General features: G+C 69.6%; 28 protein-coding genes. 8 read left to right on the top strand and 20 right to left on the bottom strand.

The genetic code is table 11. The features are described 5' to 3' along the window. Window positions 1-27: 27 nt before the first annotated feature. From ACQ86M_RS16080 to ACQ86M_RS16090, 3 genes are read right to left on the bottom strand one after another with little or no spacing between them, the layout of a single operon-like run. Window positions 28-750 (bottom strand): FAD:protein FMN transferase, encoded by a 723-nt coding sequence (locus ACQ86M_RS16080; RefSeq protein WP_431246158.1) that lies wholly within the window; start codon window positions 748-750, stop codon window positions 28-30. Then, window positions 747-1,262, bottom strand: coding sequence for an FMN-binding protein (locus ACQ86M_RS16085; RefSeq protein WP_431246159.1), 516 nt, complete (start codon window positions 1,260-1,262; stop codon window positions 747-749). Before ACQ86M_RS16085 ends, ACQ86M_RS16080 begins: the two co-directional genes overlap by 4 nt. Then, on the bottom strand, window positions 1,259-2,629 hold the full coding sequence (locus ACQ86M_RS16090; RefSeq protein WP_431246160.1) for a ferredoxin reductase family protein: 1,371 nt from the start codon (window positions 2,627-2,629) through the stop codon (window positions 1,259-1,261). Before ACQ86M_RS16090 ends, ACQ86M_RS16085 begins: the two co-directional genes overlap by 4 nt. A gap of 143 nt (window positions 2,630-2,772) precedes the next feature. Here ACQ86M_RS16090 and ACQ86M_RS16095 point away from each other — a divergent pair, with 143 nt between their 5' ends. The 3 genes from ACQ86M_RS16095 (at window position 2,773) to ACQ86M_RS16105 (ending at window position 5,670) form a co-directional block, all read left to right on the top strand. Further along, window positions 2,773-3,471: a hypothetical protein gene (locus ACQ86M_RS16095; RefSeq protein ID WP_431246161.1), complete on the top strand. Its 699-nt coding sequence runs from the start codon at window positions 2,773-2,775 to the stop codon at window positions 3,469-3,471. Between the two features lie 61 nt (window positions 3,472-3,532). Beyond that, window positions 3,533-4,294 (top strand): EAL domain-containing protein, encoded by a 762-nt coding sequence (locus ACQ86M_RS16100; protein WP_431246162.1) that lies wholly within the window; start codon window positions 3,533-3,535, stop codon window positions 4,292-4,294. A 56-nt stretch (window positions 4,295-4,350) separates the two neighbouring features. Then, a complete protein-coding gene (locus ACQ86M_RS16105; protein ID WP_431246163.1) occupies window positions 4,351-5,670 on the top strand; it encodes a diguanylate cyclase domain-containing protein in 1,320 nt (439 codons plus the stop codon). On the opposite strand, the gene ACQ86M_RS16110 is transcribed toward ACQ86M_RS16105, so the two are convergent. The 4 genes from ACQ86M_RS16110 to ACQ86M_RS16125 all read right to left on the bottom strand — a co-directional run bounded on the left by ACQ86M_RS16110 (window position 5,667) and on the right by ACQ86M_RS16125 (window position 8,674). After that, complete coding sequence (locus ACQ86M_RS16110; RefSeq protein WP_431246164.1) at window positions 5,667-6,722, bottom strand: YihY/virulence factor BrkB family protein; 1,056 nt, start codon at window positions 6,720-6,722, stop codon at window positions 5,667-5,669. The two genes, ACQ86M_RS16105 and ACQ86M_RS16110, sit on opposite strands and share 4 nt — an antisense overlap. Before the next feature lie 91 nt (window positions 6,723-6,813). Further along, entirely contained in the window at window positions 6,814-7,392 is a 579-nt protein-coding gene (locus tag ACQ86M_RS16115; protein WP_431246165.1) for a DUF3618 domain-containing protein, read from the bottom strand. Then, window positions 7,389-7,850, bottom strand: coding sequence for a phage holin family protein (locus ACQ86M_RS16120; protein WP_431219619.1), 462 nt, complete (start codon window positions 7,848-7,850; stop codon window positions 7,389-7,391). Before ACQ86M_RS16120 ends, ACQ86M_RS16115 begins: the two co-directional genes overlap by 4 nt. Next, a complete protein-coding gene (locus ACQ86M_RS16125) occupies window positions 7,847-8,674 on the bottom strand; it encodes a hypothetical protein (protein ID WP_431246166.1) in 828 nt (275 codons plus the stop codon). Before ACQ86M_RS16125 ends, ACQ86M_RS16120 begins: the two co-directional genes overlap by 4 nt. A 158-nt stretch (window positions 8,675-8,832) precedes the next feature. Between ACQ86M_RS16125 and ACQ86M_RS16130 the strand changes: the two genes are divergently transcribed. Then, on the top strand, window positions 8,833-9,786 hold the full coding sequence (locus tag ACQ86M_RS16130; RefSeq protein ID WP_431246167.1) for a hypothetical protein: 954 nt from the start codon (window positions 8,833-8,835) through the stop codon (window positions 9,784-9,786). Here the strand turns inward: ACQ86M_RS16130 and ACQ86M_RS16135 are convergent. From ACQ86M_RS16135 to ACQ86M_RS16165, 7 genes are all read right to left on the bottom strand, one after another. Next, a complete protein-coding gene (locus tag ACQ86M_RS16135) occupies window positions 9,767-11,701 on the bottom strand; it encodes a PKD domain-containing protein (protein WP_431246168.1) in 1,935 nt (644 codons plus the stop codon). The genes ACQ86M_RS16130 and ACQ86M_RS16135 overlap by 20 nt on opposite strands. Window positions 11,702-11,800: 99 nt before the next feature. Then, window positions 11,801-11,977: a hypothetical protein gene (locus ACQ86M_RS16140; protein WP_431246169.1), complete on the bottom strand. Its 177-nt coding sequence runs from the start codon at window positions 11,975-11,977 to the stop codon at window positions 11,801-11,803. A 230-nt stretch (window positions 11,978-12,207) separates the two neighbouring features. Continuing rightward, a complete protein-coding gene (locus ACQ86M_RS16145) occupies window positions 12,208-12,648 on the bottom strand; it encodes a MerR family transcriptional regulator (protein WP_431219624.1) in 441 nt (146 codons plus the stop codon). 100 nt (window positions 12,649-12,748) lie between these two features. Next, window positions 12,749-13,186 (bottom strand): MarR family winged helix-turn-helix transcriptional regulator, encoded by a 438-nt coding sequence (locus ACQ86M_RS16150; protein ID WP_431219625.1) that lies wholly within the window; start codon window positions 13,184-13,186, stop codon window positions 12,749-12,751. A gap of 22 nt (window positions 13,187-13,208) precedes the next feature. Continuing rightward, a complete protein-coding gene (locus ACQ86M_RS16155) occupies window positions 13,209-13,451 on the bottom strand; it encodes a DUF6458 family protein (RefSeq protein ID WP_431219626.1) in 243 nt (80 codons plus the stop codon). A 99-nt stretch (window positions 13,452-13,550) separates the two neighbouring features. Continuing rightward, window positions 13,551-14,366, bottom strand: coding sequence for a shikimate 5-dehydrogenase (locus tag ACQ86M_RS16160; protein ID WP_431246170.1), 816 nt, complete (start codon window positions 14,364-14,366; stop codon window positions 13,551-13,553). A gap of 20 nt (window positions 14,367-14,386) precedes the next feature. Beyond that, on the bottom strand, window positions 14,387-15,022 hold the full coding sequence (locus tag ACQ86M_RS16165; protein ID WP_431246171.1) for a LysE family translocator: 636 nt from the start codon (window positions 15,020-15,022) through the stop codon (window positions 14,387-14,389). 97 nt (window positions 15,023-15,119) lie between these two features. Here ACQ86M_RS16165 and ACQ86M_RS16170 point away from each other — a divergent pair, with 97 nt between their 5' ends. The 4 genes from ACQ86M_RS16170 to ACQ86M_RS16185 all read left to right on the top strand — a co-directional run bounded on the left by ACQ86M_RS16170 (window position 15,120) and on the right by ACQ86M_RS16185 (window position 20,462). Beyond that, window positions 15,120-16,310, top strand: a complete 1,191-nt coding sequence (locus ACQ86M_RS16170) for an ROK family transcriptional regulator (RefSeq protein WP_431246172.1) — start codon at window positions 15,120-15,122, stop codon at window positions 16,308-16,310. Between the two features lie 110 nt (window positions 16,311-16,420). Next, the gene (gene mmsA, locus ACQ86M_RS16175; protein ID WP_431219630.1) at window positions 16,421-17,968 is read left to right on the top strand and encodes a multiple monosaccharide ABC transporter ATP-binding protein; all 1,548 of its coding nucleotides are present in this window, start codon (window positions 16,421-16,423) and stop codon (window positions 17,966-17,968) included. 2 nt (window positions 17,969-17,970) lie between these two features. Continuing rightward, window positions 17,971-19,314 carry a multiple monosaccharide ABC transporter permease gene (gene mmsB / locus ACQ86M_RS16180; protein ID WP_431246173.1) on the top strand — a complete coding sequence of 448 codons (1,344 nt, stop codon included), beginning with the start codon at window positions 17,971-17,973 and terminating at the stop codon, window positions 19,312-19,314. Window positions 19,315-19,367: 53 nt separating this feature from the next. Further along, window positions 19,368-20,462, top strand: a complete 1,095-nt coding sequence (locus ACQ86M_RS16185) for a substrate-binding domain-containing protein (RefSeq protein ID WP_431246174.1) — start codon at window positions 19,368-19,370, stop codon at window positions 20,460-20,462. Between the two features lie 114 nt (window positions 20,463-20,576). On the opposite strand, the gene ACQ86M_RS16190 is transcribed toward ACQ86M_RS16185, so the two are convergent. The 6 genes from ACQ86M_RS16190 to ACQ86M_RS16215 form a co-directional block, all read right to left on the bottom strand. After that, on the bottom strand, window positions 20,577-21,032 hold the full coding sequence (locus tag ACQ86M_RS16190; protein WP_431246175.1) for a hypothetical protein: 456 nt from the start codon (window positions 21,030-21,032) through the stop codon (window positions 20,577-20,579). Between the two features lie 60 nt (window positions 21,033-21,092). After that, window positions 21,093-22,004: a DUF3800 domain-containing protein gene (locus ACQ86M_RS16195; RefSeq protein WP_431246176.1), complete on the bottom strand. Its 912-nt coding sequence runs from the start codon at window positions 22,002-22,004 to the stop codon at window positions 21,093-21,095. Window positions 22,005-22,168: 164 nt separating this feature from the next. After that, complete coding sequence (locus ACQ86M_RS16200) at window positions 22,169-23,107, bottom strand: S1C family serine protease (RefSeq protein WP_431246177.1); 939 nt, start codon at window positions 23,105-23,107, stop codon at window positions 22,169-22,171. A 62-nt stretch (window positions 23,108-23,169) separates the two neighbouring features. Continuing rightward, the gene (locus ACQ86M_RS16205) at window positions 23,170-23,475 is read right to left on the bottom strand and encodes an AzlD domain-containing protein (RefSeq protein WP_431246178.1); all 306 of its coding nucleotides are present in this window, start codon (window positions 23,473-23,475) and stop codon (window positions 23,170-23,172) included. Continuing rightward, window positions 23,472-24,212, bottom strand: coding sequence for an AzlC family ABC transporter permease (locus tag ACQ86M_RS16210; protein WP_431219636.1), 741 nt, complete (start codon window positions 24,210-24,212; stop codon window positions 23,472-23,474). The genes ACQ86M_RS16205 and ACQ86M_RS16210 overlap by 4 nt, the downstream gene beginning before the upstream one ends. Before the next feature lie 31 nt (window positions 24,213-24,243). Then, a complete protein-coding gene (locus ACQ86M_RS16215) occupies window positions 24,244-24,789 on the bottom strand; it encodes a TetR/AcrR family transcriptional regulator (RefSeq protein WP_431246179.1) in 546 nt (181 codons plus the stop codon). Window positions 24,790-24,857 lie beyond the last annotated feature (68 nt).

Raw genomic sequence — 24,857 nt, forward strand, 5'->3', positions numbered from 1 at the left:
ATCCGGCGGCGGCCGCCTGCGCGAAGGTCAGCTCGCCGACGCCCAGGATGCGGCCCTCCGCATCCACAGCCAGCACCCCCGCGCGCCGGCGCCGAGCGCCCAGCGTAGGCCGTCCGGTCCGAGAGCGAAGACGGTCGTCGCGAGCACGTCGGCGGTGGTGAGGTCGTCCGCGACGACGGTGGCGCTGAGGAGGCCGGTGGGCGTCGAGCCGTCGCGGCCGTCGGTGATGTGCGTGCCGCGCTCGTAGGCACCGGAGGTGGCGACGGCCGAATCCGTGACGGCGAGCACAGCCAGCATGTCGGCGGGGTCGTGCGGCGAACGGATGCCGACGCTCCAGGGCCGACCGTCGCCCGGGGTGCCCGCGACGACAACGTCGCCGCCCGCGTTCAGGCAGTAGTTCCGGATGCCGTGCTCGTCGAGGGTGCGAGCGGCACGGGCGGCCGCCCATCCCTTCACGACGCCGTCGAGGTCCCACGAGCCGTCCGGGCGGCGGATGCGGAAGGCGCCGCCCGACGCGCTCGCCGCAGCCTCTCCGATCGCGACCACCTCGCGGAAATCGTCGCTCGCCTCCGGGTTCGCGCCGGCCGCCGCGTTCGCGCGGCTCACCTCGCTGTCCGGAAGGTAGGTGCTGAAGCGGCGGTCGGCCTCGCGCAGCACGGCGAAGGCGCGCTCAGCGGCGAGGGCCGCATCCATCTCGTCCCGGATATCGATCGACATCGGGATGCCCATGACCGTCTCGAGGAACCTCATCGCTGGTCGATCGCCGACTGGAGCGACTGGATGTAGCCCTCCGACGTGTAGGTCGCGCCCGAGACCGTGTCGATGTTGGCCGACTGCGAGGCGAGCGCCTCCTGCTGCAGGATGGGCAGCGCCTGGTCGTTGATCTCGATGTCGCGCCCGTTGCCGCTCGGCGCCTGGACGGTGTCGACCGCGGTGATCGTCGTGCCGGAGAAGGTGACCTTCACTTGCACGGCGCCGTAGCGGGTGTCGACGGCGTTGCCGGTGATGACCCGGGTGGCCGCGGAGGCCGAGGCGGAGGCCGATGCACTCGGCGTCGGCGTCGACGAGGGGCTGGAGCTGCTGCCGGAAGAGGTGGCGCCTGTCGTCGATCCCGTGTTCGTTCCGCTGGTGGTGGTGGCCGCCGCGGCGGGCGACGCTGCCACCTCCTCGCCGAGCCCGTAGAGCTTCAGTCCGACGGTCGCACCCATGACGATGAGGATGGTGGTGAAGAGGGCGGTGCCCCGCCAGGACTGTCGGCTCATGACATGCTCAGTTCTTCTCGGTGGATGAAGCGCTTCGGCATCCGCAGTGCGCGGAGGGAGGTCTCGACGCGGTCGGCCATCCCCTCCGGACCGCAGATGAAGGCCTCCCAGGTGTGGAGATCGGGGATGAGACGGCGCAGCGGCACGGCGTCGAGCGGGTCATAGCCCAGCTCGGAGCGGCGGCCGACCAGCGGGACGACCGTGACTCCGGGCATCGCCTGCAACTCGCCCAGCAGCGCCAGGTGCCGGTCGGAGCGGGCGCGGTAGAGCACGACCGGCTGCGCTCCGCGGCGCACCAGCTCCTCGGCGAGGGCGCGGATCGGGCCGATGCCGGCGCCGCCCGCGACCAGGAGGATGCGCGGCCGGCTGGCCCGATCGGCGGTGAAGCGGCCGAACGGACCCTCGGTGAAGACCAGCGACCCCGGGCGCAGGGCGGGGAGCCGGCTGGAGTGGTCGCCGAGCGCACCGACCGTGATTCGCAGGTGGCCGTTCGCCGGAACGGCGGAGACGGAGTACGGGTGCGCGGTCAGCAGGTGGCCGCGGCTGAGGAAGCGGAAGAGCATGAAGTTGCCCGCCTGAACGCCCAGCTGCTGCACCCGCGGGCCGGTCAGCCAGACGCTGTTGACGCCCTCGCTCTCGGGGACGACCGCGACGACGCGCAGCCGCCCACGCCAGGCGTCGAGCCCGGGCAGGATGACGCGCCAGGTGAGCACGGCCGCGGCCGTCCCGAGGTAGAGCGCCAGCCAGAGGATGCGGTTCACCGGGGCCGCGACGAAGTGGGCGCCGCCGCTCAGCTGGTGGGAGAAGGTGAGGAAGATCGAGACGTAGGTCGTCACGTGCAGCCAGTACCAGACCTCGTACGACAGCTTCGTGCGGATCAGCCGGGCGCTGCTCAAGCCCACCACGAGGAAGGCGATGGTGCCGACCAGTGCGCTGGTCATGTCCGGGTACGACTGCAGGATGGAGAGGAACTCCGTCCACGGCGGGTTCTTGTCGGCCAGCTGCCCGCCGAAGACCAGCAGCAGCACGTGGGCAACGATGAGGAACAGCACGGATGCGCCGAGCGACCGGTGCCACGAGACGAGCTTGTCGAGCCCGACCGCGTTCTCGAACCACGGCACCCGGGCGATGAGGAGCACCTGCGCGCAGACCAGGAATCCGCCGACCATGCCGCTCAGCTCGCCCAGGGAGGTGAGGGCGTGCGCCGGTGTGGCGGCGAACCCGGCCGGGACGGCGAACCACCACATCCCGAGCACGACGACCACACCGAGCACGAGCACCGCCCGCACCCACAGCGAACCGGCCCTGTCGCCGCCCCGGCTGCGGAGCCGGGGGCGGGCCTGCGGGGCCGGCGCGGTGACGCTCATCGTGGAATCCATGCATCTCACAATGCAGACGCATTCTTTCCGGATTCTTACGCCGCCTGTGGATGGGCTGAAGGATCTTTATGGTGTTCCTCTGACGCCCCTCCGGCCTGGGATGCTGAGGGGACGAGAGCAGGGAGACGGCAGTGGACGACAACGCGTTCTTCGAGCGGGCCATCCTCGCGTCGGCGGCACGACCGGACGACGAGGACGCGGTGCGCCAGCTGCGCGAGCAGTTCACCGAGGCGGAGTTCGCCGCGTGGGAGGCCGCCTGCTCGCCACCGCGGGTGACGGTCCGGGTCGAGCACGACGACGAGCGCGATCGGTACGTCGCCGAGTGGGGCGGGTTCGGCATCCGCGGCGAGTCGGCAGCGTCCTACGAGTCGGCCATCGACGACCTGGCGCCGCACGTGCGCGCGTGGGCGGGCGAGCTGCGCGAGGCCGCGCCGCGCCTCGGCACGACGCCCGAGCTCGGCGCCCTCGTGAGCGAACTCGATGCGCTGAGCGACGACGAGCTGCGCACGTACCTGCTGGTTCGCGTCTCCTTCGACCGCGGCGGCCTGACGTTCGGGCTGGCCGACTTCGTGGAGGAGGACGGGAGCACCACGCAGCGGGCCGTCCCGTTCGCCGACGGCCGTCCGCCCGCCGAGATCGAGCTGCCGGTCGACGGGCGGATGAAGACGTACCAGTCGAGCACGCGAGGCGAGCGGATCGCGTTCTCGCCGGTCGGTTCCGGGCCGAGCATCGCCGACACTCTGCGCCAGGAGGAGCCGACGGGAGACATCCGCGGGGAGTTCCCGCAGACCGGCTTCGGGCCTGAGGAACGCGAGTACCGGACGCGCTGACCTGTTGACAGCAGGCCCCGGCCCGGGTTCTATCGCAGGGACGGAACAAGTGGAGGTGCGGGTGACGACAGGCGAGTTGGATGCGCGCGAGCTCCGCGACGCGATCGAGAACCACCAGCTCCGCATCCACGTGCAGCCTCAGATCGATCTCGAGACCGAGGAGGTCGTGGCCGTCGAGGGGCTCAGCCGCTGGACGCATCCGACGCTCGGGCCCATCCCTCCCGCGGAGTTCGTCGCGCTCGCCGAGGCCACGGGCACCATCCACGAGCTGGGCCTGTTCGCCCTGCGGGAGTGCTGCAGCATCGGCCGCACCTGGCACGAGCAGGGTCTGGAGCTCGCCATCGCGGTCAACGTCTCACCGCTGCAGCTGCAGACGGACCTCTTCTTCGACGAGTTGGAGCGTCAGCTCTCCGACTCCGGCCTCGCCCCTGCCGACCTGATCGTCGAGGTGACCGAAGCCGAGCGGATCTCCGACTACGGCGTCGTCGCCGGACGGCTCGACATCATCCAGCAGTGGGGCGTCACCGTCTCCATCGACGACTTCGGAGCGGGGCACTCCTCGATCGAGCGAGCCGTGGCCGTGCGCGCCCGCGAACTGAAGATCGACCGTGCACTCGTCGCCGCCGGCGACTGGGCGGCCGTGGGCGACGCCGTCGAGCTGGCGCAGAGCAGCGGGATGCGCGTGGTCGCGGAGGGCATCGAGACGCTCGAGCAGCTGGAGCACGTGCGCGACGCGGGCTGCGACCGTGGGCAGGGCTACTACATCGCCCGGCCCACCGATCCGGATGGGTTCACCGACTGGCTTCAGTCGTCGGTGAGATAGGTTTGAGTGATCAGCCCGCCGCCCGGCGGCTCAGCCCATCCGAAGGAGAACGAGCGGTGCGCCCCATTTCTGTGGACCACCTGCCCTGCGCCCTGGTGGAGCTGGATGCAGAGGGCCGGATCCTCGACGCGAACGAACTGTTCGTGGCCTGGACCGGCCTCTCGCTCGACGAACTGAACGGGCGTCCCTACGCGTCGCTGCGTCATCGCGTGCCCGGCGTGGGCGGCCGGTCGGACAGCCTCGTTCGCGTGGCGAACATCGACGGGAGCTCCCGCCCGGCGCTTGTCGGTCGCCGTGAGACGGAGGACGGCCGCGAACTCCTGGTGCTGGTGGATGCGACGGAGCGGGCCGAGCACGAGCAGCAGATGCTGCTGTCGCACGCCCTCCAGGAGCGCACGCGCACGCGACTCGAGCTGATCATCGACTCCTCGATCGCGTTCTCCGCCGCCACCACCGAGCAGGAGCTGGTCGACATCCTGGCGAGGACCGTTGCGAAGGCGTACCAGGCGGAGCAGTCCGCCGTCTTCCTGCTCGACGACCTCGGCACGTTCACCCAGGCGTCGGGCAGCAACCCGATGCGCTCCATCGACGACGCCGCGGTGCTGGTGGACCGTGCCTCCGGTCTGCGCAAGGTGCTCACGGTCAGCGGCCCGACGGCCGGCGACGAGGTCGCGTCCGTACTCGGTCACGCCATGCGCGACTCGGGGATCGACGCGCTGCTGGTCGCGCCCATCCAGCACGACGACGTGCTCTTCGGGGTCTTCGTCGCGTACTTCCTGCACCCGCGCCAGTTCGACTCCGAGGCCGCTCCGCTGGCCGACGCCCTCGCCGGCCAGGCCGCGCAGGCGATGACCACCCTGCGCCTGCAGCGCAAGCTCGAGCACGCGGCCATGCACGACGAGACCACCGGCCTGCCGAACCGCCGCCGGCTCGAGACGCAGCTGCTCGAGTACGGACGCTCGAGCTCGGCGCTCGTCGCGACCCTGTTCATCGACCTCGACGGCTTCAAGCGGGTGAACGACGGGCTCGGCCACCACGTGGGCGACCTGCTGCTGCGCGAGGTCGGGGAGCGCCTGCAGTCGGCCGTCCGCACCGAGGACCTGGTCGCGCGCTACGGCGGCGACGAGTTCGTCGTCGTGTGCGAGGTTCCCGAGACCGCGGCGGCGGAAGACGTGGCCGACCGCATCCGCCGCTCCATCGAGCTCCCGTTCCAGGATGTGCCGGACGGCTTCCCGATCAGCGCCAGCATCGGGATGTCGATCGCGCGCACCGAGGACCCCGCCTGGAACCCGGATCGTCTCATCCGCGAAGCCGACCACGCGATGTACTCGGCGAAGAACGCCGGCGGCAACCGCGTGGTCGGCTCTGCGGTCTAGTCCTTCTCGTCGGCGTCCTCGCGGAGCTCCCGCGCCTCGTCGATCAGCTTCTGCTCCTTCTTCTCCGACTTCTCGCTGAGCCTGGTGTCGCGCGGCGGCAGCTGGATGGTCTCCTCGGCCTCCATGCCGGCCTGCAGCTCCCGGCCGCGCTCGGTCTCGGCGTCGAACTCGGCGCCGAACAGCAGGGCGAGGTTCGCGATCCACACCCACAGCAGGAACACGATCACGCCCGCCAGCGGACCGTACGTCTTCTCGTAGTTGGCGAAGGTGGCCACGTAGAACGCGAACAGGAAGGTGGCGATGGCCAGCACGACGATGGCGATGATCGCGCCCATGCTGATCCAGCGGAACTTCGGCTGCTTCGAGTTCGGGGTCGCGTAGTAGAGCACCGCGATGATGATCACCACGACGAGCAGCAGCAGCGGCCACTTCGCGATCTCCCACGCGATCTGCGGGGCCGTGCCGATGTGCAGTGTGTCGCCGACCGCCTTCGTCACGGGGCCCGAGACCACCAGGATGAGTGCGACGATCGTGATCAGCACGAGGGTGATGACGGTGACCAGCAGCTGCTGCGGCTTCAGCTTCCAGAAGGGGCGGCCTTCGTCGATCTCGTAGATGCGGTTCATCGCGCGGGAGAACGCGCCCACATATCCGGACGCCGACCAGATCGCCAGCACGAGGCCGAAGACCAGGGCGAAGCCGGATGCGGGCGAATCGACCGCGTTCTGGATCGGCCCCTGGAGCAGCTTGGCCGTGGATCCGGGAGCGACGCTCGTGATGATGCCGAGCATGGCGTTCGTCGCGGACTTGCCCTGCCCGAAGACGCCCAGCAGCGACACCAGCGCGATGAGCCCGGGGAAGATCGACAGGATGCCGAAGTAGGTCAGCGACGCGGCGATGTCGGTGCACTTGTCCGTGCTGAACTCGCGGAGCGTGCGCTTGAAGATCAGCTTCCAGGAGGGCTTGTCCAGGTGGGGAGGACTGTCCGGCTTGCGGCCGTCCTCGGGGGCCGGGGCGTCGGCCAGTCGCTTGCTGGCACCGACTTCGCTCATCGTTCTCGTCCTCTCGCCGGATGTGCCCGGGGTGAAAAAACGCGGCGGAAGGCCTGGGGGAAGGCCTTCCGCCGCGCTGACTGCGGGGTGGTTACTGGTCGGACTGCAGTCGCTGACCGGATTGCTTCGCTTCGTCGGCGACGTCGCCCGCGCGGTCGGTGGCCTCGTCCTTGACGGTGGACACACCCTCCTGCGCGGTCTCCTTGACCGACTGGACAGCATCCTGAGCGGGCTGCTTCAGGTCGCCGGCGATCTGCTTGCCGACCTCCTGCGCCTCCTGCAGGAGCGGCTGGGCGGCGTCCTTGGCGGACGAGGCCAGCTCCTTCTCCTTCTCGCTCGCCGGGATGAGGGATGCGACGAGGGCACCCACACCGAAGGCGATGAGGCCAACGGCGAGCGGGTTGCCCTGCGCCTTGTTCACCACGGTGCGTCCGGCGTCGGCGACAGCGCTGCCGGCGTCCGAGGCCGCCCCGCTGACGTTGCTCGTCACGTCGTCGGCGGTGCCCATGACCTTCTCGCTCAGCGAGTGCCAGGCACCCTTCACTTTGCGCGTCTGGCGCTGGGCGATCTTGCTGGGGGTGACCTTGTCGGCCAGTGCATCCACGTCACCGCTCAGGTTGCGGCGGGTGGCTTCGATTTCGGCGCGGATGGCGTCGGGGTCGTCACTCATCGGTTCTCTCCGTTCGGCTTCAGTGTCTCTGGGATTTCCTTGACCGTCTCGACGGTCTGGGGGGCGCCTTCGACGGTCTTCAGTTGCTTGCGCCCGCGGGTGTACAGGATCAGCGCGACGATGCCCCAGATGATGGCGACGATCACCGCGGACCAGGCATTGCCCACGAGGTAGCCGAGCGCCCACCAGAGGGCGATCGACAGGAAGAACACGGCCATGAGACCCGCGTAGCCGGCGCCGCCGAGAAGGCCGGCGCCCTTACCGGCGCGCACGACGGTCTGCTTGATCTCGGCCTTGGCGAGTTCCATCTCCTGGCGGATCAAGGTGGAGAGGTCACGGCTGACCTCGCCGAGCAGATCGCCGAGCGAACTGTTGGCCGCGCGTTCTTCCGCGAGGTCGGGCTGGGGAGGCACCGACTCGGCGGCGACCCGCCGGGCGGCGCTGGGCTGGTCGGTCATGCCCGGCCCCCGGTGTACCCGGCTCCCGGGAGCTCCGGAAGGTCGTTGCCGTCGTCGTACAGGTCGCCGGTCGCTCCGCTGTAGCCGGCACCGGCGCTGCCGGTTCCGACGCCGCCGAGGCCGGTCGTCCCGGTCGCGGTGTAGCTCGGCGCTTCGGGGATGCCGCCGACGTTCGTCGTGGTGCCCGAGGTGCCGGTGCTGCTGGAGTTGCCCGAGTCGCTTGCGCCGCTGGCGAGCGCGCGGGTCAGGCGACCGGCGAGCGCACCGGCGATGGCCGCTGCGGCGATGAACGTGCCCGGGTTGCGCCGGGCGTACGACTTCACCTCGTTGAGCAGGGAACCCGGGTCGCGCTGGTCGAGCCAGCTCGCGATCGAGTGCGTGCGCTGAGCGGCCTGGCGGACGAGGTCGCTGGCGACGCCGTTCTGATCCGACGACGACGCCATCTGCTCGAGCTCGTCGCCGACAGAGCGGAGACCGCCCGCGACGCGCTGCTGCTGCTGCGCCGCCTGGTCGCGAAGCTCGTCGCGCGTCTGGCGGTAGAGGTCCTTGGCCTGGTACTTCGCCTCGCCGGCGACGTTCTTCGCCTGCTCCTTGGCGGTGCCGGCGACGTCCTTGCCGGCCTCCTTGGCGGATCCGGCGACGCGTCCCGCCTCCTCGCGGACACCGCCCTGGCCGTTCGCCGAGCCTCCGCCCCTGGTCGTTCCGCCGCTGTACGCGGTGGTGTCCGGCAGCACCGTCTCAGGCAGGCCGGCTTCCGGCTCCAGCGCATCGCGCCTGCTGTCGAAGATCGGGGTGTCCGCGGACTGGTCGTCTGACATGGTCATGACTGACGTTTCCTTTCGGTGGATGTGTCCGGTTGGGATGTGCGGTCCACTGAAGACATGTCCAGGAGGCGGGTCCAGTCATTGACACCACCCGCAGTCGGGGGGTACCCAGTGCACGTAGGTATGCGCGTCCGCGGGGAGGGGCTAGCGTGTCGCGCATGGACGTCGTCGACTGGCTTCTCGATTCCGATCCCGCGATCCGCTGGCAGGTGCTCGCCGGCCTGACGGACGCGCCGCCCGAGCAGGTCGCAGCCGAACGGGCCCGTGTCGCCCATGAGGGCTGGGGCGCGACGCTCCTCGCCGAGCAGGCGGACGACGGCCTGTGGGACGGCGGTACGTATCGTCCGGGATGGATCCCGCCCGAGCGCGACGGATTCGATGCGTGGAGCGGAACCCACTTCACGCTGCAGCAGCTGGTCGATTTCGGCCTCGACCCGGAGAGCCCGGAGGCGCGCGTCGCCGTCGACCGGGTCCGCGAGAATGTTCGCTGGGAGCACGCCGGCGAACCGTACTTCGAGGGCGAGACCGAGCCGTGCATCAACGGGGTGGCCCTCACCATCGCCTCCTATTTCGGCCAGGGCGGCGACACCATCGCCCGGACCCTGATCGATTCACGGCTGAACGACGGCGGGTGGAACTGCTGGGCCGAGTTCGGCGCGGACGTGTCGTCGTTCCACTCCACCATCTGCGCGGTGGAGGGCCTGCGCGCCTGGCAGCGGGCCGGCGGATCGGACGCGCGCGCCGATGAGGTCGCTGCGGCAGGGGAGGAGTACCTGCTCGAGCGGGGGCTGTTCCGACGGAAGTCGGACGGCTCCGTGCCCGACCCGCGCATGACGATGCTGTCCTACCCCGTCCGCTGGTACCACGACATCCTGCGGGGACTCGACCACTTCCGGCTGCAGGATCGGCGCGACCCGCGTCTCGCCGAGGCGGTCGAGTTGGTCCGGGGCAAGGCGGATGCCGAGGGCCGCTGGACCCTGGAGAACCTGCACGAGGGTTCGGTGATCGTCGAGTTCGAGATGGAGGGCTTTCCGAGCCGGTGGATCACCCTCCGTGCGCTCCGCGTGCTCCGCTGGTGGGATGCGGCGGAGGCTACGGCTTCGTCGCGCTGAGGTCGTCGACCGCGACGGTAACCGGCGCGTTCGCGACGCCGCCCGAGAGGTATCCCATGACGGCCAGGCCGCCGGCGCCTTGCAGAGCGGCGGTGCTGTCGGTCGCCGAGCGCTGCCAACCGCTGGGCTCGGTCGTGCCGTCCGGCCACGTCTTCGTCTCGACGAGCGTCGGTGCCGTCCCGGTCGTCCGCACGCGGATGTCGAGGCGCGCTCCCGGCGTGTAGGTCACGCCGCTCACGACGACCGGGGCCTGCACCACCACCTCGTTTCCGCCGACCTGATCCACACGCACGATCTGGATGGTCACCTTGCCGATCGACGAGATGATCACCTTGGAGGCATACGAACCGGCCGTGGAGATCCGCCGGCCCTGAACGGTCAGGTAGACGCTTCCCGTCGAGGGCAGCTTGTCGAGCGCGACGGCGAGCCGCAGGTCCGCGCCGGTGGCGCTGACGGCCGGGAGGCGCCCCGTCCCTCCCGTGCCGGCGGGCAGCTGGATGCGGCCGACCCCTCCGCTCACCGAGTAGAGCGTCGAGCTGCCCGCGACGCTCCACGCTCCGCCGGTCGGCGCGGTGCCCCAGCCGTTCGCGACGGAGCGGTCGAACGTGTCGGACGCCAGCGTGTCGGGCGGGCTCGGCGGAGCCTTGACGGTGAGGACGCGACTGGCGCCTCCCGTCGCTCCGCCGTCATCCGTCACCGTCAGCCGTGCCGTGTATGTGCCCGCCGCGGCATACGCGTGGGTGGCGGTGGCGCCCGACCCGGCCGCTCCGTCGCCGAAGTCCCACGAATACGACGCGATCGTGCCGTCCGGATCGCTCGAGGCGCTCCCGTCGAAGGAGCAGCTGAGGTCGCTGCACAAGGCGGTGAACGCGCCGATCGGCGGCTGGTTGCCCGCGGGCGGCGGTCCGATCGTGAAGCCGTCGGTGAAGGAGGAGCCGGCGGCCCGCACGAAGGCGGCGCCCAGCTGCGTCGCGGTCGCGGTGACGTCCAGCAGCCCGTACACGGGCGCCGCAGGGTTGCCGTAGGCGGAGGCGAAGTACCCGGCCTCGCTGTCGTTCGGATCGATCGCGTAGTTGCCGTTGCCCCCGGTTCCGACGGTCGCGAAGACGGTGCCCGCGCCCTTCACCAGGCTGCTGTCGCCATCCGCGACGCAGCCCGCGTTGTAGACGCCCGGCGTGATCGCCGGGCAGCCGCCGTTCAGCGCCAGCTGGCGCGTGCGCTGGTACAGGTGCTCGTGGCCGGTGAGCACCAGGTCGACCCGCTTCGAGACCAGCAGGTTGAGGAGATCGGCGCCCGGGTCGCAGGCGTACGCGCCCATGGTGAGGCACGGCTTGTGCATGCCCACCACCACCCACGGGACGCCGGCGGCCCTGGCCCCGTCGATGGCCGACTGCGTCCACGCATAGTGACTCGTCCCGCTCGCGTAGGTCCACATCCCGTCGGAGAACGGCAGGCCGGGCGAGATCATGATGAAGCGGACGAGCGGTGACCCCTTCGGGACGTCGACGTAGTACTCGCGTCCGTACGTGCCGACGGCGCCGGGCAGCTGATTGGGCAGGCAGGCCGAGAAGTCGTTGATGTTGCCGTTCTGCCCGCTGCTCTCATGGTTGCCGGCGACGAGCTCGAAGGGGAAGCCGGCGCCGACCGTGCGGGTGACCTGGTCGCACCAGGACTGCTCCTGGCCGGTGGTCCCATAGGAGAGGTCGCCGAGCGCCAGGTTCAGGTCCGGTGCGCTGGTCCGGACGCCGGAGAGTACGGCCTGGGCGGCCGAGTCGGTTCCGTAGTCGCCGGCCGCGGTGAAGCGCACGCCGAGCTCACCGGGCGAGACGCCCTGCACGCTCAGCGGCGTGCCCACGGTGAGGAGGGCGACGACGGCCACCAGCCCCGTTGCGGCGAGCATGCGATGTCTGGCCATCGCCGGCCTCCTCCGGTCCGAGTCGGGTCTCGGTCCATGGAGCACAGGGTAGCTCGGTCGACGCCTGCGGAGGAGGTAGAGATTCCGTTCTCTTCGAGGTCAGCCGAGCTGCGGCAGGAGCGCCCGGAGAGCCCGGAGCTCATCGCCGAACACCCAGGGCACGGTGAGGTCGAGCACCACGCCGATGGCGACGAAGAGCAGCGCCGCACCGGCCGCCACCAGCAGCAGCGCCACGGCGAGCTGGAGGTAGGCGTTGCCGGTGACGGCGGCGAGCAACCCCGCGCCCGCCGCCGTACCGGTTCCGATGGCGTTCCGAGCGTCGGAGCGGTTCGCAGTCCGTGGCCCAGCGTCGTCATCGGTCTCCCCCTTCGCGTCGAGGCTCAGGGCGGGTCGCCCGAGCCGACACCACGAGTCAACCGTGGCGGGATGCCGCGGGGCATCGACCGCAGGTCGGGGGAGGGTCATCCCCAGGGATGATCTCGAGGGCGGAAGCGTGGGAGCGCCGGTCAGGGCTGCGGGACCGTGCACCCGCAGCCGTGCGCGGCCTCGGGGATGCGGTGCTCCGCACCGTGAAGACGGCTCGCGAGCAGTTCGCGCCGGCGCTCCAGCAGCGCGATCGCCGCATCCAACTCGGCCAATCCGTCGCGGTAGGCGTCCCGCGAGGCGGGGCACTCGTCGCTGTGCGCGTGGCCGGAGCCGAGGCAGTCGATGAACGGCCGCGCCTTGCCCGGTGGGATGCCCGTGGCGGCCAGCTCGCGGATCTCGAGCACCGCGCGCAGGTGCTCGTCGCCGTACTCGCGGTAGCCGTTGCCGAGCCGTTCGGGCGAGACGAGCCCGAGCCGCTCGTAGTAGCGCACGGCCTTCACCGTCACCCCGGCCCGTTCGGCCAGTTCGCTGATGCGCATGTCGACCTCCGCCGTCAGCGTAGACCCTGCCCCGAAGGTCACGGTGAAACCGGAGGAGATCCGCCCGCCGGTGCGGCCCACCTCCTCCCGTTCCCGACGATCACGGCGCGTCGCAACACCCGCTCCTCCGTTTCCGACGTGTTCAGTCGGCGCGGACCGCCGCCCCGATGATCGCGTTGAGGCTCTCACGCAGGGCCACGAGGTCGGAGGCGGGCAGCCCCAGGCGCTCCACGATCCGCGGCGGGATCTTCTCGGCCTCCTCGCGCAGCGCCCGTCCCGCCTCGGTGAGCCGCACCTCCAGGGCCCGCTCGTCGGCCGCACTCCTCCGGCGCTCCACGTAGCCGGTCGCCTCAAGTCGTTTGAGCAGCGGCGACAGCGTCGCCGGCTCCAGCGCGAGCGTCTCGCCGAGGTTCTTCACCGACCGCGGCTCCTGCTCCCACAGCGCGAGCATGACGAGGTACTGCGGATGCGTCAGCGACAGCGGCTCGAGCACCGGGCGGTAGAGCGCGATGACGCTCCGGGCCGCGACGGCGAGACCGAAGCACACCTGGTTCTCGAGAGCGAGGACGTCATCCGGCATCCGGCCATCGTACGGCGGCGACTCAGTGCTCATCGGTCCGGCGTTCGTACCGTTCGCCGGTCGCCGGGTCGACACCCTCCTGCCGCACCGTGGTCCGCGGGCGGCGTCGCAGGGCGAAGTAGAGCGAGATGACGAAGACGACCAGGCCCGCCCCCATGAGGATGTACCCGGTGGTCTTCAGGTCGATCCAGCTCACCTGCACCTGCAGTGCGAAGGCGAGGATGAGTCCGACGACGAAGATGAAGATGCCGCTACCGATGCCCATGCGCCACGCTCCTTCACGTCCGTGGGCTCAAGCTACTCCCCGGATGCGGCGGCGCGCACCACAGCGCGCGCACCGCAGCTAGGGCACCGCAGCGCCGCGCTATTCGGCTCGCGAGAACTCCGACGCCCGCGCGACCTGTTCCGGCGTCAGGGCGACCCCGGTGTACCGCTCGAACTGGCGGGCCGCCTGAAGGGCGATGACCTCCGCGCCCGTGATGACCGCCGTGCCGGAGGCGCGCGCCGCGGTGATCAGCGGCGTCTCCGAGGGGAACGCGACCACGTCGAAGACCGTCGAGGCCCGCTCGATGAAGGGCTCGCCGAACGCGAGCACCGACTCCGAGTCGCCGCGCATCCCGAGCGGGGTCACGTTCACGATGACGTCGAAGTCGGGTTCGGGATCGTCGGCGACCCACGCGTACCCGTACCGCTCGGCGAGGGCAGGGCCGGCGTCCGCGTTCCGGGCGAGGACGGTGAGGTCGTCGAAGCCCGCGCCCCGGAAGGCCGCGACGACGGCCTTCGCCATGCCGCCGGACCCGCGGACCAGCACCCTCTGCGCGGGGTCGACCTCGTGCTCGGCCAGCAGCTGTGCGACGGCCTCGTAGTCCGTGTTGGATGCCGTGAGCAGCCCGTCCTCGTTGACCACGGTGTTCACCGACTCGATGGCCACGGCCGACGCCTCGAGGTTGTCGACGAGCGGGATGATCGCCTCCTTGAACGGCATGGAGACCGAGCAGCCGCGGATGCCGAGCGCCCGGATGCCGCGGACGGCGCCCTCGAGATCGTCGGTGGTGAACGCCTTGTAGACGAAGTTCAGGCCGAGTTCGTCGTAGAGGAAGTTGTGGAAGCGGGTGCCGATGTTGCTCGGACGGCCGGCCAGCGAGATGCAGACCTGCATGTCCTTGTTCAGGATGGGCATGGAGCCATCATCCCAGCCTTCTAGCCCTCGGCGCCTGCGACGACGGTCCCGATCCCGAGTGCGGCGAGGATGCCGGCCGAGGTGCGCTCCAACGCGCGGGTGACCCGCGGGCGGCGCAGCCACGCGATCATCCGTGACGCCGTCAGCGCGACGACGACGAGGTACAGCATCCCGATCAGTCCGTCGATCGCGCCGAGCAGAAGCGTCTCGCCGAAGCCGGCGTGCGCCGAGATGAACTGAGGCACCACCGCGATGAAGAACAGCCCCACCTTCGGGTTCAGCATGGTGGAGAGCATCCCGGCCAGGAGGCTCGACGCGGATCGCCGGCGCGGCGCGGGCGCCTCGGACGGGTCCGCGTGGGTGCGACCGCTCTTCCGGCTGGCGAGGAAGGCCGCGATGCCGAGGTAGATGAGGTACAGGCCGCCCGCGATCTTGACGACGCGGAAGATCTCGGCCGACTGCTCCAGCAGGGCCGCCAGCCCGAATCCGACCAGCGCCGCCCAGACGAGGGAGCCGATCGCCGTACCCGCTGCGGCCGCGATGCCGTCGCGGGCGCGGCCCATGCTGTAGCGGAGCACGAGGAACGTGTCAGGGCCGGGCGTCAGCGCGAGCACCAGGCACAGACCCGCGAAGGCGAGCAGCGAGAGGACCGTCATGGAGAGATTCTAGGGAGCGGAGGTCGTCAGCCGTGGGCGGGGTAACGATTGTGTTCACAGCTTGACTCCAACACGCGGATCATTCACTCTTATCGTCATGACCGCCACTCCGGGGCTGATCCCACGTGGCGCACGCAATCCCGGGTCGCAGGGCGCTCTCAGGCATCTGAACCAGGAGCGGCTCGTCGAGTTCCTCCTGGCCAACGGGCCGTCCACCCAGGCTGAGCTGGCGCGCGGGACCGGCCTGTCCACCGCCACCGTGTCCAACATCGTCCGCGACATGTCGGCCAAGGGCGTCGTGGCGACGAGTCCGGTCACCTCCAGCGGGCGCCGCGCGCTCCTCGTGCAGCTGACCGACACGGGCGACATCGCGGTCGGCGTCGACTTCGGCCGGCGCCACGTGCGCATCGTGCTCTCCACCCTCGGCTACGACGTCATCGCCGAGGAACAGGTCGCCCTCGAGCCCGGCTACGACGTGCTGGGGGCGGTGGGGGAGGCCTCCGCGCTGCTCGACCGGATGCTCCTCGCCGGTGGGTACGACCGCGAATCCGTGCTGGCGGTCGGGGTCGGCATCCCGGGGCCCATCGACCGGCGCACGGGCACCGTGCTGCAGGGAGCCATCCTGCCCGAGTGGGTGGGCATCACCCGGCGCGAGCTGGAGGACGTCTTCGGCTTCCCGGTCGTCGTCGACAACGACGCGAACCTGGGAGCGCTCGCCGAGGTCACCTGGGGGGCGAACCGGGGAGAGCGCAACCTCATCTTCGTCAAGATCGGAACCGGGATCGGCGCGGGCCTCATCCTGAACGGGCAGCCGTACTACGGGTTCCTCGGGATCACGGGCGAGCTCGGGCACACGCCCGTCGCCGAGCACGGCGTGATCTGCCGCTGCGGCAACCGCGGCTGCCTCGAGACGGTCGCGTCGACCAGCGTGATGCTGGAGTCGCTCGGGCACGGGACCGGCGGGGGAGTGACCACCGCCGACATCCTGCGCCGCGGGCTGGAGGGGGACCCGGCCGTGCTGCGCGTCGTCAGGGACGCCGGCACCGCCATCGGTCAGGCGATCGGCAACATCGCGAACGTGATCAACCCTGAGCTGGTGCTCATCGGCGGCCCGCTCGTCGGGCTGGGGGATGCGCTGCTCGACCCGATCCGCCGCGGAATCCAGCAGAACGCCCTGCCGATCATCGCCGGGACGACGACGGTGCGCGTGTCCTCGCTCGGCGACCGTGCCGAGTCGCTCGGCGCCGCCGCCATCGTCATCCAGGGGGCGCTCGCCGGCAACGAGTGAGCGCCGACGAGCCGTTACCGCATCGTTGTCTTCACTATTTGACGACAAGTGTGAACATAGCGTTTACTACTTAGGCACATCCATTCCCGAGCCCCACACAAGGAGCGACGATGCCGTCGAACGCAGTCATCCTCGAGATGCGCGCGATCACCAAGGAGTTTCCTGGTGTCAAGGCGCTGGAGGATGTCTCCCTCACCGTGCACGCCGACGAGATCCACGCGATCTGCGGCGAGAACGGCGCGGGGAAGTCCACCCTGATGAAGGTGCTCTCGGGTGTCTACCCGTACGGCACCTACTCCGGTGACATCGTCTACCAGGGCGAGGTCATGCGCTTCAAGGACATCAAGTCCAGCGAGCAGCAGGGGATCGTGATCATCCACCAGGAGCTCGCGCTCATCCCGGAGCTCTCGATCACCGAGAACATCTTCCTCGGCAACGAGCCCGGCCGCGGCGGCGTCATCGACTGGCAGCAGGCCAAGACCCGCGCCGTCGAGCTTCTCGCCCGTGTCGGCCTCACCGACGACCCCGACACCCAGATCAAGAACATCGGCGTCGGCAAGCAGCAGCTGGTCGAGATCGCCAAGGCGCTCAACAAGAACGTCAAGCTGCTGATCCTCGACGAGCCGACCGCCGCCCTCAACGAGGCCGAGTCGCAGCACCTGCTCGACCTGATCCTCGGGCTCAAGGGCCGCGGAATCAGCTCCATCATCATCAGCCACAAGCTCAACGAGATCGAGCAGGTGGCCGACGAGATCACGATCATCCGCGACGGCAAGTCGATCGAGACGCTCAACGTCCAGGCGGATGGCGTCGACGAGGACCGCATCATCCGCGGGATGGTCGGTCGCACGCTCGAGAGCCGCTTCCCGGAGCGCACGCCGAACATCGGCGAGAAGTTCTTCGAGGTGAAGGACTGGGTCGTGCAGCATCCGCAGATCCCCGAGCGCCTCGTCGTCAAGAACTCCTCCTTCTACGTGCGCCGCGGGGAGATCGTCGGATTCGCCGGCCTCATGGGCGCCGGCCGCACCGAGCTCGCGATGAGCGTCTTCGGCCACTCCTACGGCACCTGGGTCTCGGGCGAGATCTACAAGGACGGCAAGGAGATCCAGGTCCGCAACGTCTCCGAGGCCATCGACAACGGCATGGCCTACGTGAGCGAGGACCGCAAGGTGCTCGGCCTCAACCTCCTCGACGACATCAAGCAGTCGGTCGTCGCGGCGAAGCTGAAGAAGATCGCCAAGCGCGGCGTCGTCGACGACCTGCAGGAGTACGCGGTCGCCGACGAGTACCGCAAGCTGCTGCGCATCCGCACGCCGGATGTCGACCGCGGCGTCTCCACGCTCTCCGGCGGCAACCAGCAGAAGGTGGTCCTGGCGAAGTGGATGTTCACCGACCCGGACATCCTGATCCTGGACGAGCCCACGCGCGGTATCGACGTCGGCGCCAAGTTCGAGATCTACGGGATCATCCAGCAGCTCGCCGCCCAGGGCAAGGGCGTCATCGTCATCTCCTCCGAGCTGCCCGAACTGCTCGGAATCTCCGACCGCATCTACACGATCTTCGAGGGTCAGATCACCAACGAGCTCCCCATCGCGGAGGCGACCCCCGAGACGCTCCTGAAAAGCATGACTTCCGCCAAGAAGAGGGTGACCCGATAACCATGAGCCAGCAGACGCTTGAGAAGAAGAAGTCCGGAGGAATCCGCGACCTCGGCATGATGTTCGGCGGCGGGCAGTCCACGGGCCGCCAGTTCGGCATCCTGGGCGCGCTCGTCGTCATCATCGTGCTGTTCGAGATCCTCACCGGGGGCAAGACCCTCGAGCCGGTGAACCTGATCAACCTGGTCAATCAGAACGTCTACGTCCTGATCCTGGCCATCGGCATGGTCATGGTCATCATCGCGGGTCACATCGACCTGTCGGTCGGATCGGTCGCCGCCCTGGTGGGCATCATCGTCGCCAAGTCGATGACCGACTGGAACGTGCCGTGGCCGCTCGCCATCGTGCTCGGCCTCCTCGTGGGCGTCGTGATCGGCGCCTGGCAGGGCTGGTGGGTCGCCTACGTCGGCGTCCCCGCCTTCATCGTGACGCTGGCCGGCATGCTCATCTTCCGCGGCCTCAACCAGCTGATCGGCAACGCGAACACCATCCCGGTGCCCGACGGCTTCACCTACATCGGCGGCGGCTTCCTCCCCGAGTGGGGCCCCGACACCGGCTTCAACAACTCCACGCTGCTGCTCGGCCTGATCATCGCGGTCGTCATCGCGCTGATGGAGGTGCGGACCCGCCGCAAGCAGACCAAGATGGGCTCCGAGAAGGCGCCGCTCTGGGTCAGCGTGTTCAAGGTCGTCATCCTCGACGCGGTCGTGGTCTACGCCGCGGTGCTGTTCGGCAGCGGCCGTGTCGGCACCTCGTTCCCCGTCGCCGGTGTCATCCTCGGCGTGCTGATCATCCTCTACTCGTTCATCACCCGGAACACGATCTTCGGTCGCCACATCTACGCGGTCGGCGGCAACTGGCACGCGGCCGAGCTCTCGGGCGTGAAGATCCGCCGCATCAACTTCTTCGTGATGATGAACATGTCGGTGCTCGCCGCGCTCGCCGGCATGATCGCCGTCGCCCGCTCGGTCTCCTCCGGCCCGCAGGACGGCCTCGGCTGGGAGCTCGACGCGATCGCGGCTGTCTTCATCGGTGGCGCCGCCGTCTCCGGCGGTATCGGCACCGTCGCCGGGTCCATCATCGGTGGTCTGGTCATCGCCGTTTTGAACAACGGTCTGCAGCTGCTCGGCGTCACCTCGGACAAGGTCCAGATCATCAAGGGCCTGGTCCTGCTCATCGCGGTCGGCATCGACGTCTACTCGAAGCGTCGCGGCGGACCGTCGCTGATCGGCAGGATGTTCAACCGCGACCGCACGCAGCGCTCCGACGCCGAGGCGCAGGAGCAGCCGGCCGTGCTGCCGACCGGCGACCAGGCCGAGGACACCTCGCGCTCCCTCACCAACTGACGACTTCCGTTTCCCACCCTGCAACACACCACACACAGAGAAAGTAGATAGCAATGCGCAAAATCGCACTCGCGACAGTGGCCGTCGCAGCTGCCGCCGCGCTCGCCCTGACCGGCTGCTCCGGCGGAGCCCGCAGCGGCTCGGGCGGCTCGTCCGCGTCGGGCTTCGACAAGGGCGCCACCATCGGCGTCGCCCTCCCGACCAAGACGTCGGAGAACTGGGTTCTGGCCGGTGGCCTCTTCGAGGACGGCCTCAAGTCGGCCGGCTTCAAGGGCGACGTGCAGTACGCCGGTGGCTCGGGTGTCTCCGACCAGCAGTCGCAGATCCAGTCGATGATCACGAACGGCGCCAAGGTCGTCATCATCGGCGCCGTCGACGGCGGCCAGCTCGCCGCGCAGGCCAAGGCCGCGCACGACGCCGGCGCGACGGTCATCGCGTACGACCGCCTCATCCTCAACACCAAGGATGTCGACTACTACGTCGCGTACGACAACGAGAAGGTCGGCGAGCTGCAGGGCCAGGCCCTGCTCGACGGCATGGCGAAGAAGTACCCGGGCAAGAAGAACTTCAACATCGAGCTCTTCTCCGGTTCGCCCGACGACGCCAACTCCAAGGTCTTCTTCGACGGTGCCATGAAGGTGCTCGAGCCGAAGATCAAGGACGGCACGCTGAAGGTCGTCTCCGGCCAGACCGACATCAAGCAGACCTCCACCCAGGGCTGGCTGCCGGCGAACGCGCAGACCCGCATGGACACCCTGCTGGCCGCGAACTACGGTTCGACCGAGCTCGACGGCGTCCTCTCGCCGAACGACACCCTGGCCCGCGCCATCATCACCTCGGTGAAGGGTGCAGGCAAGCCGGTCCCGATCGTCACCGGTCAGGACTCGGAGGCCGAGTCGGTCAAGTCCATCATGGCGGGCGAGCAGTACTCGACCATCAACAAGGACACCCGCAACCTGGTCAAGCAGGCCATCACCATGGTCGAGGACCTGCAGCAGGGCAAGAAGCCCGAGATCAACGACGACAAGTCGTACGACAACGGCAAGAAGGTCGTCCCGGCCTACCTGCTGAAGCCGGTCATCGTCACCAAGGAGAACGCGGCGGAGGCGTACGCCAACGACCCGACCCTGGAGCCGCTGACCAAGTAACTCCCGTTCGCACAGTCGTGTGAACAACGAAAGGGCCCGGAGCGATTCGCTCCGGGCCCTTTCCCGATCCGTCCCCCGACAGGATCGGTCCCCCCTGGCCGAGACAACAGCAGGTTAGGACGCGCCCTGCAGCTGCGGCATCCGGGCTGGCACGGATTTGCGTGCGTTGCCTGCATTGAGAGGTGCGGACGCGTTCGCCGGGACCGACGCGGCCGCCTGCCGGCGCCGGGCCGCACGGTAGAAGCGGACCAGCTCCGCCGCTGCCGGGCGCTGAGCCGCCATGGCCGCGGCATCCGTGCGTCGCGCGGCCATGTGATGGCGCCAGGACTCCGCGGCGCACCGGTGGTCCCACGCGGCGGCGGCCGCGGCCTCCAGCGTCCGGCACCAGCCGATGAGCTCCCGCCCCTCGGACGTCGGCGCCCACGTGACCACGCGGAACCAGACGTCCGGCCGGTTCGGGTCGCCGAACCCGAACCGCCGGATGACCCCGTACGGCGACCCGAGCGCTCCCTGGCGGAGCAGCCACTCGGCGGGCTGCGCATTCGCCACCGGGTGCCAGGATGCGCTCACGACGTCACGCTACGGGCGGCCGCCGACATGACGCTTGCTCTGACGTCGCTGGTGGTGGCCCTACTTGGCGCCTCGCTCTGCAGCGGCCTTGATCCTGCGAAGCACGGCCGGATCGAATGCCTCGCCGACGAGACGACCGGACGGGCGGGGATGGACGACGCGCTCGCTCCGAAGGATTTCAGAGTGATTCAGATCTCTCACGCTCCGATGCCATAGATGGAGCTTCGATTCGTGTGTGAAGCCGCCGCGCACCGACGGCATGGCCCCCGGGCTGGCCACCCAGCTGTAAGACGAATTCTGCACCAGCTGGTAGTCGATCGCCCGTCCGACGCATGCTGCTACCCAGTCGGCGAATTGGATGTTCGAACTGAGCACGCTGTCGACGTGCATCGGCGGTTCGATGATTCTCCTCATCTCGGGGTAATCCCCGGATCGGCCGAGGATATGCCCGTACATCGCGGGCAGCCGTTCGGCTCGCGTCTTCTCGTTTATCTGGTCGACCATGACCATGACGTTGGACGCTTGCGCCTCGGCATGCCGGGCGACCCGATTGAGCGCCTCCCTCATTGCGGCGGTTTCGCGATCTGTGACCACGAGACCGGTCTGCTTCGGCGTGCCGAGTGGCTTCTCATCGGCATAGAAGAACAGCCGTCCTCCCAGGGCCCTCAAGCGCCTGACGAGTCCGTTGAACACGCGCAAGTGCTGAGGAAAGCGGTCGGGAGTGTCCGGCCTGAACAAGCTAGCGCCCTTCTTCTCCCATCGCCCCGGGTGCGTCGCTTCGCGGAGCTCGGCTGCGAACAAGGAACGTTTGTCTTCGTTGAACAGGCTTCCAAAGTGTCTGGCTTCGCTCTCGGGGATCACGAACCCTGCGTAGCCGAACGCGGGGCTGGTGTTGTAGCGCTGATGCTCGCGACTGATGAACGCCCCGGGTTCCCCGATCTCGTCGATGTAGGAAAGCAGCACGTCGATCATTATCGCCAACGCAGAAACCCACGCCGTGGCGTGGGTTTCTCGAATCGGCGCTCGGGGAACTCTTTCATCCCTAGCTACCACTACGGATCGTACGTAACTCGGGTGTTATCTGCAAGATTGGCCGCGCCATAGGGGTCCGATTGCGGTCATAGCCGCGCACGCGGTCAGGCGACGAGCTCCTGCGGCAGCACCACCACATCCACCAGCGCTCCGTTGCGCCAGAGGGTCAGTTCCATGCGGCGGCCGATGGCGCGTTCGACCATGAGCCGCTGCAGGCCGGTCGGGTCGGTGACGGGCACGCCGTCGAGCGACACGACGATGTCGCCGGGGCGCGCGCCCGCCTCCGCGGCGGGGCTGCCGGCCACCACGGTCGCGATGCGGATGCCCATCGGCGAGCCGACCTTCGCCGCCGCCTCGGGGCTCAGGCGCACCTTCGTGCCCGCGACGCCGAGCCACGCCCGGCGCACGCGTCCGGCCGTCGTCAGCGCCTCGACGATCTCGAGGGTGGAGCTGTTGATCGGCACGGCCAGCCCGAGTCCGACGCCCGCGACGGCCGTGTTCACGCCGACCATCCGCCCGGCGCTGTCCGCGAGCACGCCGCCGCTGTTGCCCGGGTTGAGGGCCGCATCCGTCTGGATCACCTCGTCGATCACCCGGCCGGACGCGGTGGGCAGCGACCGCCCGAGGGCGGAGACGATCCCCGCGGTGACGCTGCCGGCGAGGCCCAGCGGGTTGCCGAGCGCCACCACGAGCTGACCGACGCGCAGGCGTGCCGCATCGCCGAGCCGCAGGGGAGGGGGCGTCGCCCCGCGGGCGCGGAGCACCGCGAGGTCGGAGAGCGGATCGGCGCCGGCGAGGTCGGCCGCCACCGTACTGCCGTCGGCGAAGGTCAGCTCGACCGCGGACGCACCGGCGACGACGTGCGCGCTCGTCAGCAGGTGGCCGTCGGCGCTGATGACGGAGGCGCTGCCGGCGCCGGCTCCCGCCCGCGTCCGGACGGACACGGCGGCGACCGACGGGAGCACGGTCTCGGCGACGCGCACGACGGCGGCCGAGTACGCATCGAGCGCCGCCCGGTCGTCCACCTCATCCCTGTCGTCCATGCCGACAGTGTCACCCCGAAGAGTACGCGGGAGGGTGCGAATTCGCCCTGGGCGGACGGCGTTCAGAAGAAGAGGCGGATGAGCGCGGCGACGACGGCCGCCGCCGGAACGACCACGATGAACGGCACCCGGAGGGCGTAGAGGCCGGCTGCGATCGCCACGGCCGGGAGGCGCGCGTCGAGGTGCAATGACTGCCCGGCGCCGAGCGTCTGCACGCAGATGAGCGCGGCGAGGAGGGCGGCGGTCAGCAGGTCGCTGATGCGCGCGACGGTCGGGTGGTCGAGCGCTTTCGGGGGCACCAGCCAGCCGACCGCTTTGAGCGCGAGCACGGCGATGGAGCCGAGCAGGATGACGTGCCAGGTGGTCACGGCTCCACCTCCCGCTCCATCGGGATCGCCTCGGGATGCGGCGGGTCGTCACGCCGCCCGAGGACGTTGAGGGCGCCGAGCACGATCGCGACGACCGCCGCCGCGAGCACCGGGAGGCCGGGCATCAGGAAGGGCGTCAGCAGCGTCGCCACGAAGCCGCCCGCGACGGCGACCGCTTGCGTCTGCCGGGCCTTCAGCCGGGGCCAGAGCAGGCCGAGGAACGCGGCCGCGGCAGCCGCATCCAATCCGTACGCCTTCACGTCTCCGATCAGGTTGCCGAGCAGCGCGCCGGCCAGGGTCATGATGTTCCAGCCGATGAAGACGACGAGGCCGGTCACCCAGAAGCCGATGCGCTGGGCCCGCGGCTCGGTCTGCGCCGTCGCCACGGCGGTCGACTCGTCGATGGTCAGCTGCGTCGCGGCGGCGCGGCGCCAGAAGCCCGGACCGATGATCCGGGACAGACGCAGGGCGTAGAAGGAGTTGCGGACGCCGAGCAGGGCGGCGCTCGCGATGGCCGTGCCGCCGGCCGCAGCCCCGCCCGAGGCGAGGATGCCGATCAGCGCGAACTGCGATCCGCCGCTGAACATGACGAGGCTGAGCACGCACGCCTGCCAGACGTCCAGACCGGAGGCCGTCGCGAGGGCGCCGAACGAGATCCCGTACAGGGCGGTCGCGATGCCGACGGCCCAGCCGGAGCGGGCCGCCGCGCGTTCCTCGCTGGTCCGTTCCTGGCGCATCGCCTCCCGACACTACCGGGTGCGCGCCCGCTCAGTGGAACAGGCGGGAGACCAGGTGCTCGGCGATCGAGTCATCCAGCGTCCACGGCAGGAAGATGACACGGTAGATGACCGGCGCGATGACGACATCGAGGATGTCGTCCGCGGTGACGCCGGAGTCGGGGTAGCGGTCGAGGAGCAGGTTCGCCTCGACCCGCCGATTGCGCAGGCAGTAGGACTGCTGCTCGCCGGCGGCCGAGGCGCCGCCGCGGAGGAGGGCCGCGTTGACCGGCTTGCGATAGTGCTCGACGATCTCCCGCGTCCATGCGGTCAGGTCGGCGCGGAGGTCGCCGTTGGCGGGGAGCGGGCGTTCCGGGTCGAGGCGGTAGGTGGCGATGTCGTTGATGAGGGTCGGCAGATCGCCCCAGCGGCGGTAGATGCTGGTCGGGTTGACGCCGGCCCGTTCGGCGATCATCGGGACGGTGACCTTCTCCTGGCCCTTCTCCTCGACGAGCTCCTCGACGGCGGTCCGCACGTTGTGGATGACCGCTGCGCTGCGGCCGCCTGTGCGCCGGGCGGGAGTGGTCGTGGATTCCATGGGAATAGCTTAAAGCAAATTCTGTTGCTTTATCTGAGCAATCGCTCTATAGTCGCAAAAAGCAATCA

The organism is Leifsonia xyli subsp. cynodontis (genome assembly GCF_050632205.1).
Taxonomy (GTDB): Bacteria; Actinomycetota; Actinomycetes; order Actinomycetales; family Microbacteriaceae; genus Leifsonia; species Leifsonia xyli_D.